The sequence below is a fragment of the Staphylococcus nepalensis genome (assembly GCF_014635045.1).
Classification (GTDB): domain Bacteria; phylum Bacillota; class Bacilli; order Staphylococcales; family Staphylococcaceae; genus Staphylococcus; species Staphylococcus nepalensis.
In genome coordinates this window covers 140499-153962 of sequence record NZ_BMCF01000003.1, presented here as the reverse complement: position 1 = coordinate 153962, position 13464 = coordinate 140499, and the positions used below count along the sequence as shown (strand labels likewise).

The window sequence follows — 13464 nt, the reverse complement described above, 5'->3', positions numbered from 1 at the left end:
GAATGATGCCTCCTCTCAATTCAATTTAATCTAAAGTATCTAACCACTTTCTAACTTCTTGTTGCTTGTTGATATTTAAATATTTTTCATTTAACATTTTTTTCAAAAATGTTTCCTTCTCTGTAGATATAAGTGAGCTATGCTTGATTCGTTGTCTACAGTCATATAAAAAATCAACATAATCACCATACGCACTGTTAAAATATTGTTGCAATGCCTCTAAAATATGAGTTGTAAGCATGGGGCTAGCACCTTGTGTTGAAATGCTGATGGTTAATTTGCCACGTCGTAAAATACTAGGAAACAAAATATCGCCAGCATTTGCTTTACCTACCATATTAATTAGAGCTTTACTTGGTTTTGCATTCAAGATAGCTTGGTTGGTAGCTACATCATTTGTTGCGGCAACAATTAAATCAGCCTTTTCCACATCACTATTTTCAAATATTTTATTATGCCATTGAATCGATTGTTGTTTGGCCAAGTGTTCTAAACCCTCTGTCACTGTAGGACTAACAACAGTGATTCGTTTTGTATATTGTGTTAAAACGCTCACACGACGTGCTGCAATTTTTCCGCCACCTATAACAACGACTTGTTTCTGTGAAAGATCAACCATTAAAGGGATGAAATCCATAATGTCACTCCTTGCTATTAACCGCCATTTTTAAGTCATTAAATATTTTGAAATGCCTCTTCAACACGTTCTTTTAGCGCTGTTTGCAAATGTTCATGATGGCTAAGATGCTCTGTTAAGATAATATCGCTTTTTTTCTGATAATCATTCACAACCTTAGCAATATATTGGTCTAAAATACCTGTGAACCATATATAAGGTAGAATGAATATTTGTGAATACCCTTCGTCCACTGCATGATTTAACGCATCTTCAAATAATGGTTCACAAGCTGCTAAATAACATACGCTTATATTGTTAGATGGCAACATAGCCGATAGTTGTGATTTGATTATAGAGAAATCCTTTTTCGTTTGAGGATTATAGCTTCCTCTTCCAATAATTAATAATTTAGCGTCTGAGTTAGGCGTAATATCTACTTTTTCAAGACGCTGTTTTAGTATTTCTGTTAATCGCGCTTGTACGCCTAAGGGTTGCCCGTAAACTATTTTTACCTCAGGAAACTGTTGCTGACTATACTCGATTTCTTCAGGAATGTCTTTATAATAGTGTCCTGCACTTAAAAGTAATACAGGAATAATCGCAATCTCATTTGCTCCTTGGTTTACTAACTTTTGAAAACCTTGTGATATATCTGGTTCTGCTAATTCTAAAAAACAAATTTCTTGTAAAGGTACATCCACTTGCGCTTGAACAAGTTCAATAAATGATGTTGCTTCTTCAACTGCTTCTGCTACACGACTTCCATGACTAACATATAAGACACCTTGCATCTCAAGCCCTCCATTATTGATATGTGAGTTGCGTCAATAATTCATTTTTATATGTTGCTTCAAACCAACTAATACGGTTTCGCAGTTTCACAACTTCTCCTACGATGATCATAGCTGGGTTTTCGATCTCTTTAGCTTCATCAATGATGGTTTCTAAGGTGCCTACTACTGTTTTTTGTAATTGAGAAGTACCCATATGAACGAGTGCAATGGGCGTCTTTTGGTCACGGCCATTTTGCGTTAATAATTCAACAATTTTAGGTAACTTTTTCACGCCCATATAAATACATAACGTTTCAGGCCCTAACGCAAGGTGTTTCCAATATTCGTCTTTATCAATATCTTTATTAATGACACCCGAAACAAAAGCCACCGAAGAACTATAGTCTCGATGAGTCACTGGAATACCTGCATAGGCCGGCGCTGCAATACCTGCAGTAATACCAGGTACAATTTCAAATGGTATACTATATCTAGCTAGTATTTCTGCTTCTTCTCCACCTCTACCATATATAAAAGGGTCGCCTCCTTTTAAACGTGTAACAGTATGACCTTCTTGAGCCAAATCAACGAGCATCTGATTTGTATCTGCTTGTGAAATAGACTGATGATTCGGATCTTTCCCACAATATATCAACTTAGCAGTCAAAGACGCATAACCTAATAATTCTGGGTTTACTAAACGGTCGTATAGAATAACATCCGCTTTTTCAATCGCCTTTTGTCCTTTAACTGTAATTAAATCAGGATCTCCAGGTCCTGCACCAACTAAAAATACTTTCCCCATACTGTCACCTGCTTTCCAAATTTTAACTATGAAATAATTGGCCGTCTGTCACTTCTTCTATGATGCCTGCCCTTACTACAAAATTACCGAAACGTTCATTCACTGTTCTTTCTTGTGCATATTGCAATAAAATTGGTCTCAAACTTTTTAATATTTCTGCTTCATCAATATTTTCTTTAAATAATTTATTTAAACGATCGCCAGCAAATCCGCCTCCTAGATACATGTTGTACTTACCAGGTGCTTTACCAATAAATGCAATTTCTGCTAACGCGGGGCGTGCACATCCGTTTGGACATCCTGTCATTCTGATAGTGATCTCTTCTTCACTTAAACCAGCTTCATCCAATAAAGCTTCTATTTTAGTAATAAGTGAAGGTAAATAACGTTCAGATTCAGCCATTGCTAAACCACAAGTTGGAAACGCTACACAAGCCATAGAATTCCTGCGTAGCCCAGTATAATGTGCCCCATCGGTTAAATTGTATTGTTCTATCAACGCTTCAATTTCCGCCTTTTTCTCCGCTTCTACGTTTGCAATAACTAAATTTTGATTAGGAGAAAGTCTAAAGTCACCAGTATGTATCTCAGCGATGGCTCTAAGCGCAGTTTTTAATTTATACTCTTCAGTATCTTTAATACGTCCATTTTGAATAAACAAAGTAAAATGGTGTTTACCACTGCCTTCGGTCCACCCATATCGATCACCATTATCTTCAAAATGAAAAGCACGTTTTGATTCTAAATCCCAACCTAAACGACGGTTTAACTCATCAGTGATCCATGAGACACCTTTACGGTCAACTGTGTATTTAAATCGAGCGTTGGTTCTGTCTTCACGATTTCCATAATCACGTTGAATCGTAAGTATTTTTTCACAAACATCTACGACTTCTGCTTTAGGGAAATAACCTATTAAACGGCCCACTTGTGGATACGTTGCGGTATTGCCATGTTTCATACCCATACCGCCACCAACTGTAAGATTGAACCCTACTAAAACACCATCTTCAATAATAGAAATCAAACCGATATCTTGTGAAAACACATCAATGTCGTTAGAAGGAGGTACAGCGATACCAATTTTAAATTTACGTGGTAAATAGGTTTTGCCATATAGTGGTTCTGGCTCTTGGTCACTGGTGTCTAACACTTTCTCTCCATCTAACCAAATTTCATGATATGCTTGTGTTTTAGGAGAAAGATAACTACTGATATCACTTGCAATTTGATTGATTTCAGCATGTACATCGGACTGATAAGGGTTGGGGTTACACATCACGTTTCGATTCACATCTCCACAAGCAGCTAGTGTATCGAGTAAAGATTGATTAATATCAAACATGGTTTGCTTTAGATTACGTTTCAAGACCCCATGAAATTGAAAAGCTTGTCTTGTCGTTAATTTAATCGTTTGATTCGCATATTGATTCGCTATGTCGTCCATTGCAATCCACTGTTCTGGTGTTGAAGCTCCACCTGGCGCCCGAACTCTAATCATGAAACTATATGCGGGTTCCAGTTTTTGCCTACGTCGTTCATCGCGAATATCTCTATCATCTTGCATATAACTGCCGTGAAACTTTATTAATTTAGTGTCTTCTTCTGAAATAGCGCCTGTAATTCTATCTGCTAATCCTTCAACAATTGTTCCACGAAGATAATTACTATCTGCTTTGATACGCTCCATCTCATCCAATTTTTCTGAAAAATTTAAATTTGATTCTGACACGTAATCAACTCCCTTTCTAATAAACATCTCTTTGATATCGTTTGTCTTGTTTCATTTGTGTCAAATACACTTCAGCTTCTTCGTCAGACATATTGCCTTCTTTGACTAAAACATTATGAATGGCTTCATGAACGCCTTTAGCCATATACTGTTCATCGCCACAAACATATAATGCAGCGCCATTTATCAGCCATTCATAGAATGCTTCACTTTGTTCTTCAATTTTATGCTGAACATATACTTTTTCGTTAGTATCTCTTGAAAATGCTAAATCTATTTTGCTCAGCACGCCTGTTTTAAGCCAATCCTGCCATTCTGTTTGATATAAAAAATCTGTTGTAAAATGCTGTTCTCCAAAAAACAACCAAGTCTGACCGTTTAAACCCAGCTCTTCACGTTCTTGTAAATATGATCTGAAAGGCGCCACCCCCGTTCCAGGACCAATCATAATCACAGGCGTAGCTTCATCGAACGGGAATTTGAAATTCGGGTTTTTCTTTAAATATACCGATGCTGATTCTCCTGCTTCCAAGCGTTCAGCTAATTGAATCGAACACACACCTTGACGATCACGTTGATGTGAGTAATACCTGACTGCACCAACTGTTATATGTACTTCATCAGGGTTTGCTTCATAACTACTTGCTATGGAGTATTCTCTTGGAGGTAATTTTCTTAAAAACTGATAAAGCGCTTCAGGTGCAAGTGCCTTAGGTTGAAAGTCTTGAATTAAATCAATTAAGTCTCTGCCATATATATAAGATTTAATCCATTCATAATCTAAAACATGTTCTGATAAATCTGAATTATCAAATAATTCTGCAGCTTTCTGCAACAAAGTTTTAGTTAGTTTCGTAATTTCAAAATGATGTTGCAATGCGTTTTTCAATGTGAGGACATCACCTTTTTCATTGATAGGTATATCTATTTGAGCGTCCCAATTTAAAATTTCTAACAATCTATCTACTAATTTTTCATCGTTTTCTGGAATAACGACTAAGCAATCGCCTGGTTCATACGCTTCACCATAATCTTCAAATTGTAATTCGATATGCCTTACTTCTTTATTAGAACCCCTACCGTTCAAATTAATATTCTCTAATATTTCTGCTTTATATGGTTGAGACTTTGAATAATGTTTGTCGTTCGTCAACTGGACTTCATTTGTTGTCGATGCTGTTTCTTCACTCAAGGACTTGTCGCTCAATTGTTCAATAATATGATCCATCCACGATTCAGCCACATCATCGTAATCTAAATCACAATCTCGTCTCTCTACTAAGCGTGCCCCGCCTAGTGCTTCAAGGCGCGAATCAAATTCTTTACCGGTTTGACAGAAAAATTCATAGGATGCGTCCCCTAAAGACAATACTGAGAAACGGACGTCTGCTAGGTTAGGTGCTTTTCTACCATGTAAAAATTCATGAAAACTTATCGCATTATCTGGTGGGTTACCTTCACCATGTGTGGACGAAATTACAAATAAATCTTCAACTTTTTTTAATTCTTTTGTTTTAAAATCACTCATAGCATTTAGTTGCACATTAAAATTAAGTTCGACAAGGCGGTCCGCTAACTTCTCAGCTAAGCCTTGGGCGTTGCCTGTTTCTGAACCGTAAAGCACAGTGATGTGCCTATCACTATTTGAAGATGTCCCTTTATTTAATACAAATTGCGCAACTTCTGAGGGCGTTTCTTGTTTTGTTGTAACGCTTTGTAAATTTGCAGTTAAATAACCGCTCAACCAAACTTGTTGCTCGATAGTGAGATTTTGAATAATTTGGTTTAGCTGTGCAGCTTGATTTTCATCAAATGGACTATTGATAACAGATAAATTCACAACCATTTCACCTCATTTTAATTTTTTAAATTACTTTCAGATTTTGTTCAAATATCTTTAAAAATTATACTGAACCATGACGTTTCACATATCTAAATGATATTTAAGCCCGCTATGGCATCAATTCTTTTTTACTATATCTATCTGATTGGAATACTAAGGATTAATAATAAAAAAATAGATTTTAACTATAGAGAAGGATGATCTGTAGTATGGAGTCCGCATTCAGTTTTATTTGAATTTGTCCATCTTCCTTCACGTGAATCCCCAGGCCCTTCAACAGCCGCAGTACACGGTATACAACCGATACTTGGATAGTTAAAATCGTGCAATTCGTTATAGTGCAATTCATATTTTTTAATATAGTGCCATACATCCTCCCACGTCCAATGTACCAAAGGGCAAATCTTGACTGATTGGAATCGTTCATCTTTATTAATGAACACCGTATTTTGACGACTTAGTGACTGTGATCTGCGCAATCCAGATATCCAAGCAGTGGCACCTGATAAAACATCTTCCAAAGGCTTAATTTTCCTAATATAGCAACATTGATTCGGTGCATTTTTCCAAAGTGCTGGGTTATACTGTGACGCTTGTTCGTCTAAAGTGAGCTCTGGCTTTTTAAGTTTAATACGTAATTCTGGATAACGTGCTTGAACACGATCAATTAAGTCATACGTTTCTTGAAAATGAAGTCCTGTATCTAAAAATACAATTTGAGCATCCTTTTTAACACTATAAATTAAATCAATCAGTATCATGCCTTCAGCGCCAAAGCTACAAGCATAAATAACTGACTCTCCATAGGTTTGATAAGCCCATGTCACAACTTCACGTGCGCCTTTCGTTTCATCATCAATATTTATTGATTCAGAGGCATCTGCATTAAAATGGTCGTATGTAATTTTTGATTCATGCATAAATTTATTCGCCCTCCTCTTACCATTCATCAATAATTAATAATTAGATTGATTTTAATTTTAGAATTATTCGAAAATAATTATGATTTACACTTTACTCATTGTAAATTTTTATGTCAAGCGTATATTTGTATATCTAAATTTATAATTTTTTTACTAAAAACCGTCTTAAAAACTGTCATAACAAACTTTCGAACAATTTATATTCTAATTTTAATTAAATTTTATAACAACCTTGTTATATTTAGTTTTCCCCGTATCTAAACGCTTTTAGAAATTTGTAAAATTTTTCAAAAATTTTGATTTGGGGAGGCCTAAAAAGTAGGACCATTATTTAAAAAACGTAACGATTTTTAAAATTAAAAGTAAGGTAATATTGAGTATTCTTTTAAGATATTGAGAGAGACAAAAGGGCTTCTTTGACGAATTTTCATGCCTTGGGTATATGCTGTATACTTCACGATATTTTGGAGGAGCAATTGGTGTTTTTACATTTTCGAGAAAAGAAGCGTGCAATTGAAGTACGTAGCTTGTGGCATTTACGTTGAATGAATTTATTAAAATATTGAAAAGAATGCTTAACTAAATCAGGAAAAATTGTTAGTATATCGTGCGATATAAACCAATTATTCAAGATTTATGACAGTTAAGCATACCGGGAGTCTACGTGCGTAAAGTATTATTTATACTTTTTACTTAATATATCTGTACCTATAGCACCAATAATCATTAAGCATAATGGTCCAAATGAATAAATAATGGAACCAGATAAAAAATCAATTTCGTTACCAGGTATTTTTGTGATTATAAAGATTGCTATTTTTGCGACTATCAATATGAGACCAATCACTATTAAAACATCAAAAAAAGTCTTCCATTTGTGGTGTTTTAAATTTTTGCTATCTTGAATTATTTTGTCTTTCAAATAATCGTCTCCCTTTAAAAGTTCGTCTACTGTGATATTAAATATGTCACTTATTTTCAGGAGTGTTTCAATGTTTGGATATCCTTTTTCATTTTCCCATTTCGATATAGATTGCCTACTTATATTTAAACGATCTGCTAAACCTTCTTGAGATAAATTAGCTTCTATTCTTTTCTTTTTTAATATATTATGAAAATCCATTTTGGTTACACCCCCTTATCCAAATATTTTAAATGCATTTTTTCTAACAGGTAAGTATCCTATAGTTGCGGCATGTAACCGAATTGTGGCGTACGTATTTTATATAGAATGAAAAACAGCCTTTCGTCGTTGAATGTAATATTTAACAACGCTTCTTTTGTTTTAATATGCGTTGTTATTAAAAAAGCTATAAAACACGAAACAATTGCAAAAGCGTAAGGTGAATACTTATACAGATTAAAATGATACATTTAAAATAACTACAAAATTTATAAATATATAGTAATCACACATTTGATTTTCAAAGTATTTCACCTAGAAATACGACGATATAATAATTTGGTTTTTATAATAAAACAGTGCTCACTATTATTCCGAATAAATTATTATTGTTTTTATTACAATGCTGTGAGACCGCCATCAATTACAAATTCAGAACCAGTTGAATAACTCGATTCTTCAGAAGAAAGGAAAATAATCATATTAGAAACTTCTTCAGTTTGAGCAGCACGTCTCATAGGAATTGTTGTTTTGAATTGTTCTACTTGTTCTTTAACACCTTCTTGTTCTAACATAGATGTTTGGATAACGCCAGGGTGTACTGAATTTACTCTAATGTTATGAGGGGATAATTCTCTAGAAGCTGCTTTAGTCATACCCCTAACTGCGAACTTGGTATCAGTGTAACCTATAGCGCCTCCTACTAAACCATTCATAGATGAAACATTAATGATGGACCCATTTTTTTGTGCTTTCATAATGCTTGCTACTGTTTTCATACCTAGAAATACGGATACTTGGTTAACATTTACTATTTTCATATAATTTTCTAAACTTAATTCTTCTAGGGGTGTATTATACGTAATACCAGCATTATTAATTAATACATCAATATGCCCCCATTTATTCATTACTATATTTACTACATTTTGCCAGTCACTCTCGTTAACAACATCGTGTTGTATAAAAATAGTATTTTCTCCTAATGCTTTAGAAACTTGTTCTCCCAATTCTTTATTGATATCAGTAATAGCCACCCTTGCACCTTCAGCTAATAATTTTTCAACATGCGTTTTTCCCATACCTTGTGCTGCACCAGTAACTATTATCACTTTATTTTCTAATCTTTTCATTTTTATTATGCTCCTTTGCTATATTTAAATATCAATTCCCCATTTAAATCATCCACTAATGTATAGTAAAACCCTAACTCCTCATATAACTTTCTAGCTACTTGGTTTTCTCGAACAATACTTAAATAAAGTGTATTAACTTTATATTTATCTAATACAAAAAACATTAATAACCTCATTGCTTTTCGACCAATACCCTGACGTTGATATTTTTCATCAATGAGAATTCGATCAATCCATGTTTCTTTTTTTTACCAAAGCAACCATACATCGCAAAACCTACAATTTCATTGTCGTTATAAATTGCTACAGGACACCACTGAGAAAATTTCTCGGCTTCATTTAAACATTCGTGTACAGTTTCAATAAAATGCATTTGTTTAGAATTTACTTTTAATTGCTTTACTTCGTTAACATTAGATGGATTTATATTATTTATATAAACAGTCATAATTACTCCTTTATTATTTTACCTGGAAACCTTTTACTGGTATATTAACATTACAATTTATTTTTAGGAAGGAGATAACATGGAAAACAATAATTTTTTTGAACTCATTCACAACGCCGAATTATTTAATGATGCAACGATGACGCTTTTCATGAAAAAATTTAATTTAAACGTTAATATTTCACAAATTTTAGCTTTATCAAAATTAAAAGAAGAAGGTCCGCAAAAGCCTTCTACACTTGCACTTGCTCTAGGGTACACGTCTGGCGCTATCACAAAACTAACGAACAACCTTGTAAAAGAAGGTTATATTTTACGAGAACATCAAAAAAATGACCGTAGAGTAGTCTTGATTACAATAACTAAAAAGGGTTTAAAAGTTTTAGAAGAAGCCCAAAAGCAAGGCCAAAACATGAGAAATGAAGTTTATTCTGTTTTAAATATTGAAGAAGTTGAACAACTATTAAGCATACAAAAGAAATTATTTGAACGAGTAAAATATTTAAATACAGAAAGCAGATAAATATTTTGAATTTTAGAGGTGGCTTAAATGCATAAAGAAAGGTTACATTTTGCGTGGTTAATATTAATAGGGCTCTGTGTTTCTGTAGGATTAGGTAAAGCAGCGTTAAATAATTCAGCAGGTTTATTTTTATCCCCTGTGTCCCAAGATTTAAATGTAGGCGTAGGGAGTTTAACGATTTATTTAAGTGTTTCTTCGATTGTGACCCTGCTGTTTCTTCCGTTTGGAGGAAAGCTATTATCTAAATATAGTGCACGGTTGGTATTATTTTTTGCCATTATTTTCCAAGCAGGTGCGTTCGCTTTATTTGGTTTAATGAATTCAATTTGGGGATGGTACCTCTTAGCTATACCACTCGCTATCGGCGGGGTTTTCATTACTGTAATAGGTGGTCCTGTTTTAATCGAAAGATGGTTTAGTAAAGGGAAAGGGCTGGCCCTTGGTATTTTATCAGCAATTGGAGGGTTACTGGGTGTATTTGCGCAACCTATTATAGGCGCTTTAATTAGTCAGTTTGATTGGAGAAATGCATACTTTATTACAGGATTAGGTGTGCTTATTATTGTTACACCTATCATTTTATTATTAATTCGTAATTCTCCTAAGGATAAAAATACAAAAGCTTATGGAGATACAAGCACTGATATAGACCCCCATAAACAAATACAAAACATCGAAGGTATTGCGTATACTACGGCCAAAAAAACGCCAGCTTTTTTCTTATTAGCCCTATTTTTCTTCATTATTACCGCTATATCAAGCTTTACAATGCACGTCCCTACTTATCTTGTTAATCATGGACAAAAAGTTAGCATTGCTGGCGCAATGATGTCTGCACTGATGGTGGGTGTTTTTGTCGGTTCACTCGTATTTGGTTATCTCACAGACAAGATTGGCGCAAAAAAAGTGGGTTTATTGGCTATGATACTAGGGCTAATCGCCACTATTTTATTGATTGCTATGCCTGATTTTATTGTGGTAGTAGCTGTTGCTTTATTCTTATTTGGAATGTTTACTTCATCGATTGGAACAATAGCACCAGCTATGGCTTCGTCATTATTTGGAAGTAAAGACTATAGTCAAATTTATTCCACCTCATCAATTGGCTTAGCCCTTGCATCTATTGTCGCTTTACCAGCTTATGGTTTTATATATGATATTTCAGGAAGCTATACCACGGGCCTTATTATCATTATTTTACTATTTGTGGTTAATATCATTGCGATTATTTTGGCTTTTAAAAATAAAGAAAAACTTGTTAAAGAAGGATATTGGAATTCTAAAAAGAAAGGTGATTTAAATGGCTAGACTAGATAATAAAATTGCTATCGTAACAGGTGGCGCAGGAGGCATTGGTTCAGGGATTGTAAGAGCCTACGTTAAAGAAAATGCGAAAGTTGTTATTGCTGACATTGCTGAAGAAAAAGGACAGGCATTGAGCCAAGAATTAAACAACCAAGGTTATGATACTTTCTTTATCAAAACAGATTTAAGTAATAAAGCATCATTACAAGCTTGTGTGGACCGTACTATACAGACTTATGGACAAATTGACATATTAGTTAATAACGCTCATGCATCTCGTATGAATAGTTTTTTAAATATTACGGAAGATGATTTGAATTTGTCATTTAATACGGGGTTTTATGCGACGTTTTATTTATGCCAAATGGTAATTCCTTATTTAAAAGAAACTCAAGGAAACATTATAAACTTTGGTTCTGGCGCAGCTGTTAAGGGAGATAAAAATCAAGGTGCCTATGTTGTTGCGAAAGAAGCTATTCGTGGTATAACTCGGGTGATTGCAAATGAATTCGGAGCGTTTGGTATCAATGCTAATGTGATTTCACCTATTGCTTATTCTGAAGGTGTTGATCAATGGAGAAAAGATAACCCAGAATATTATAATCAAGTTATCCAAGGCATTCCTCTACAAAAATTTGGAGACGTTGAAAAAGACATTGGACCGGTCGCTGTATTTCTAGGAAGTAAAGATGCTCAATATATTACTGGACAAACCGTAATGGTAGACGGTGGTAGTATTAAATTATATTAATCATATAAAGAAAGCGTGATAAATAATGAAAAATAAAGTTGGTATTGTAACCGCAGCAGGTAATGGCATTGGTAGAGCAAGTGCTATCGCCTTTGCAAAAGCAGGCGCGAAAGTTGTCGTATCAGATATTTCTGAAGAGTCAGGATATGAAACTGTAAGACTCATTCAAGACGAAGGTGGAGAAGCACAATTTATTAAGTGTAATGTAGCCGAAGAAAAGGACGTTAAAAATTTAATTGACCAAACTGTTAAACAATTTGGTCGATTGGATTGGGCGCATAATAACGCAGGCATCGGCGCTCCAACGGCTTCATTAACAGAGATTGACACAGACCGTTGGCAGCGTGTAATAGATGTTACTTTAACTGGTACATTTTTATGTTTGAAATATGAGATACCAGCTATGCTTGAATCTGGTGGAGGCGCAATTGTTAATACGGCATCTACAGGTGGTTTAGTTGGAACACCTGGTTTAACGCCTTATATTTCTGCTAAACACGGCGTTAATGGGTTAACTAAAAGTGCGGCATTAGAATTTGGCAAACAAAACATACGCATTAACTCAATTTGTCCTGGTATGACAAAAACAGCAGCTGTAGAAAATTGGAGTCAAGAAGCAGAAGAACAAGCGAAAGCTTTTGAATCTGCTATTCCAATGGGCCGTATGGGCGTACCGAATGAACAAGCAAATGCCGCAGTGTGGTTATGTTCTGAACAATCTTCTTTTATTACAGGGATTAACCTCCCCGTCGATGGCGGAGAAACTGCAGAATAAATCGTTTTATTATAATATGACTATTTAATTAAGGACGTCATGTATGAGACAGACTTATCTACCTATTTTATTGATTTTGTTGTTATTAGCTTCATGTGGCAACCAAGAAAATGAGCAAAAAGAACATAATCAGCATTCAGAAAAGCAAGAAGAAAAAGTCGGTGACTCAGATACTAAAATAGAAAACCTACCTGATAAAACAGAATCATCTAAGATACAAAACAATGTGGTTTATGGAAACTTTACTTTAAACAGTAGGCAGAATCAAGATACCTATGATGACAAAAAAACTCAAACAAAGTATATATTAGAGGAAGATAGAACCATTAAAAAAATTATTAATAAATCAAATAATATTTTATCCCCAAAAGCATTTATGCAAACAGATGCTAAGAAAGTTGAACAATATTCTGATGGTGTTTATAAATACTATTCAAAATCAATTGATAAATATTATAAAGTAATTGAAAAACACAAGTCACATAAAAATATTTTGATCGTGACAATGTATTAATTTTTTAAGGGATAGTATAACTAAATTTGATGAAAATATTACGTGGGGTTTAATTAGAATAAACTCCAAACCTACAATAACAACGAAAACGTCATAACACGTACTAATTATTAATGTGACAAAATCGTAAGACAAATTTGATTTTCATTTTTTATCCCCCCTTGTATAATGTGCTTTATATTATTGGAAAAGAG

Annotated in this window: 15 protein-coding genes; 5 read left to right on the top strand and 10 right to left on the bottom strand. The window is 34.2% G+C overall.

Annotated features, from left to right (window positions below):
- Nucleotides 1-25 precede the first annotated feature (25 nt).
- From IEU88_RS06280 to IEU88_RS13660, 10 genes are all read right to left on the bottom strand, one after another.
- Complete coding sequence (locus tag IEU88_RS06280; RefSeq protein WP_103372486.1) at nt 26-637, bottom strand: NAD(P)-binding protein; 612 nt, start codon at nt 635-637, stop codon at nt 26-28.
- A 38-nt stretch (nt 638-675) separates the two neighbouring features.
- Complete coding sequence (locus tag IEU88_RS06275; protein ID WP_096811119.1) at nt 676-1410, bottom strand: sirohydrochlorin chelatase; 735 nt, start codon at nt 1408-1410, stop codon at nt 676-678.
- Nucleotides 1411-1423: 13 nt separating this feature from the next.
- Complete coding sequence (cobA, locus tag IEU88_RS06270; protein WP_096811120.1) at nt 1424-2197, bottom strand: uroporphyrinogen-III C-methyltransferase; 774 nt, start codon at nt 2195-2197, stop codon at nt 1424-1426.
- Nucleotides 2198-2219: 22 nt separating this feature from the next.
- Nucleotides 2220-3956: an NADPH-dependent assimilatory sulfite reductase hemoprotein subunit gene (locus IEU88_RS06265; protein WP_242692958.1), complete on the bottom strand. Its 1737-nt coding sequence runs from the start codon at nt 3954-3956 to the stop codon at nt 2220-2222.
- Nucleotides 3946-5769, bottom strand: a complete 1824-nt coding sequence (locus tag IEU88_RS06260; RefSeq protein WP_170006801.1) for an assimilatory sulfite reductase (NADPH) flavoprotein subunit — start codon at nt 5767-5769, stop codon at nt 3946-3948. The genes IEU88_RS06265 and IEU88_RS06260 overlap by 11 nt, the downstream gene beginning before the upstream one ends.
- A gap of 188 nt (nt 5770-5957) precedes the next feature.
- Nucleotides 5958-6692 (bottom strand): phosphoadenylyl-sulfate reductase, encoded by a 735-nt coding sequence (locus tag IEU88_RS06255; protein WP_103372489.1) that lies wholly within the window; start codon nt 6690-6692, stop codon nt 5958-5960.
- A 679-nt stretch (nt 6693-7371) separates the two neighbouring features.
- Nucleotides 7372-7818: a helix-turn-helix domain-containing protein gene (locus IEU88_RS06250; RefSeq protein WP_103372490.1), complete on the bottom strand. Its 447-nt coding sequence runs from the start codon at nt 7816-7818 to the stop codon at nt 7372-7374.
- Nucleotides 7819-8216: 398 nt separating this feature from the next.
- Complete coding sequence (locus IEU88_RS06245; protein ID WP_103372491.1) at nt 8217-8951, bottom strand: SDR family NAD(P)-dependent oxidoreductase; 735 nt, start codon at nt 8949-8951, stop codon at nt 8217-8219.
- Nucleotides 8952-8956: 5 nt separating this feature from the next.
- Nucleotides 8957-9145 (bottom strand): GNAT family N-acetyltransferase, encoded by a 189-nt coding sequence (locus IEU88_RS13665; RefSeq protein ID WP_229719035.1) that lies wholly within the window; start codon nt 9143-9145, stop codon nt 8957-8959.
- On the bottom strand, nt 9127-9402 hold the full coding sequence (locus tag IEU88_RS13660; protein ID WP_229719025.1) for a hypothetical protein: 276 nt from the start codon (nt 9400-9402) through the stop codon (nt 9127-9129). Before IEU88_RS13660 ends, IEU88_RS13665 begins: the two co-directional genes overlap by 19 nt.
- A gap of 79 nt (nt 9403-9481) precedes the next feature.
- Here IEU88_RS13660 and IEU88_RS06235 point away from each other — a divergent pair, with 79 nt between their 5' ends.
- The 5 genes from IEU88_RS06235 to IEU88_RS06215 are packed head-to-tail and all read left to right on the top strand — an operon-like array spanning nt 9482 to nt 13270.
- Nucleotides 9482-9925, top strand: coding sequence for a MarR family winged helix-turn-helix transcriptional regulator (locus IEU88_RS06235; RefSeq protein WP_096811127.1), 444 nt, complete (start codon nt 9482-9484; stop codon nt 9923-9925).
- Between the two features lie 27 nt (nt 9926-9952).
- On the top strand, nt 9953-11233 hold the full coding sequence (locus IEU88_RS06230; protein ID WP_103372492.1) for an MFS transporter: 1281 nt from the start codon (nt 9953-9955) through the stop codon (nt 11231-11233).
- Nucleotides 11226-11981, top strand: a complete 756-nt coding sequence (locus IEU88_RS06225) for an SDR family NAD(P)-dependent oxidoreductase (protein WP_103372493.1) — start codon at nt 11226-11228, stop codon at nt 11979-11981. The genes IEU88_RS06230 and IEU88_RS06225 overlap by 8 nt, the downstream gene beginning before the upstream one ends.
- A gap of 25 nt (nt 11982-12006) precedes the next feature.
- Nucleotides 12007-12756 (top strand): glucose 1-dehydrogenase, encoded by a 750-nt coding sequence (locus IEU88_RS06220; RefSeq protein ID WP_096811129.1) that lies wholly within the window; start codon nt 12007-12009, stop codon nt 12754-12756.
- Between the two features lie 43 nt (nt 12757-12799).
- Nucleotides 12800-13270, top strand: a complete 471-nt coding sequence (locus tag IEU88_RS06215; RefSeq protein WP_103372494.1) for a hypothetical protein — start codon at nt 12800-12802, stop codon at nt 13268-13270.
- The last annotated feature ends 194 nt before the right edge of the window (nt 13271-13464 follow it).

What these genes read in the sequence shown, in the direction of transcription:
- IEU88_RS06280 (WP_103372486.1), bottom strand. Translation starts at nt 637, where the DNA reads ATGGATTTCATCCCTTTAATGGTTGATCTTTCACAGAAACAAGTCGTT.
- IEU88_RS06275 (WP_096811119.1), bottom strand. Translation starts at nt 1,410, where the DNA reads ATGCAAGGTGTCTTATATGTTAGTCATGGAAGTCGTGTAGCAGAAGCA.
- cobA (WP_096811120.1), bottom strand. Translation starts at nt 2,197, where the DNA reads ATGGGGAAAGTATTTTTAGTTGGTGCAGGACCTGGAGATCCTGATTTA.
- IEU88_RS06265 (WP_242692958.1), bottom strand. Translation starts at nt 3,956, where the DNA reads ATGTTTATTAGAAAGGGAGTTGATTACGTGTCAGAATCAAATTTAAAT.
- IEU88_RS06255 (WP_103372489.1), bottom strand. Translation starts at nt 6,692, where the DNA reads ATGCATGAATCAAAAATTACATACGACCATTTTAATGCAGATGCCTCT.
- IEU88_RS06250 (WP_103372490.1), bottom strand. Translation starts at nt 7,818, where the DNA reads ATGGATTTTCATAATATATTAAAAAAGAAAAGAATAGAAGCTAATTTA.
- IEU88_RS06245 (WP_103372491.1), bottom strand. Translation starts at nt 8,951, where the DNA reads ATGAAAAGATTAGAAAATAAAGTGATAATAGTTACTGGTGCAGCACAA.
- IEU88_RS13660 (WP_229719025.1), bottom strand. Translation starts at nt 9,402, where the DNA reads ATGACTGTTTATATAAATAATATAAATCCATCTAATGTTAACGAAGTA.
- IEU88_RS06235 (WP_096811127.1), top strand. Translation starts at nt 9,482, where the DNA reads ATGGAAAACAATAATTTTTTTGAACTCATTCACAACGCCGAATTATTT.
- IEU88_RS06230 (WP_103372492.1), top strand. Translation starts at nt 9,953, where the DNA reads ATGCATAAAGAAAGGTTACATTTTGCGTGGTTAATATTAATAGGGCTC.
- IEU88_RS06225 (WP_103372493.1), top strand. Translation starts at nt 11,226, where the DNA reads ATGGCTAGACTAGATAATAAAATTGCTATCGTAACAGGTGGCGCAGGA.
- IEU88_RS06220 (WP_096811129.1), top strand. Translation starts at nt 12,007, where the DNA reads ATGAAAAATAAAGTTGGTATTGTAACCGCAGCAGGTAATGGCATTGGT.
- IEU88_RS06215 (WP_103372494.1), top strand. Translation starts at nt 12,800, where the DNA reads ATGAGACAGACTTATCTACCTATTTTATTGATTTTGTTGTTATTAGCT.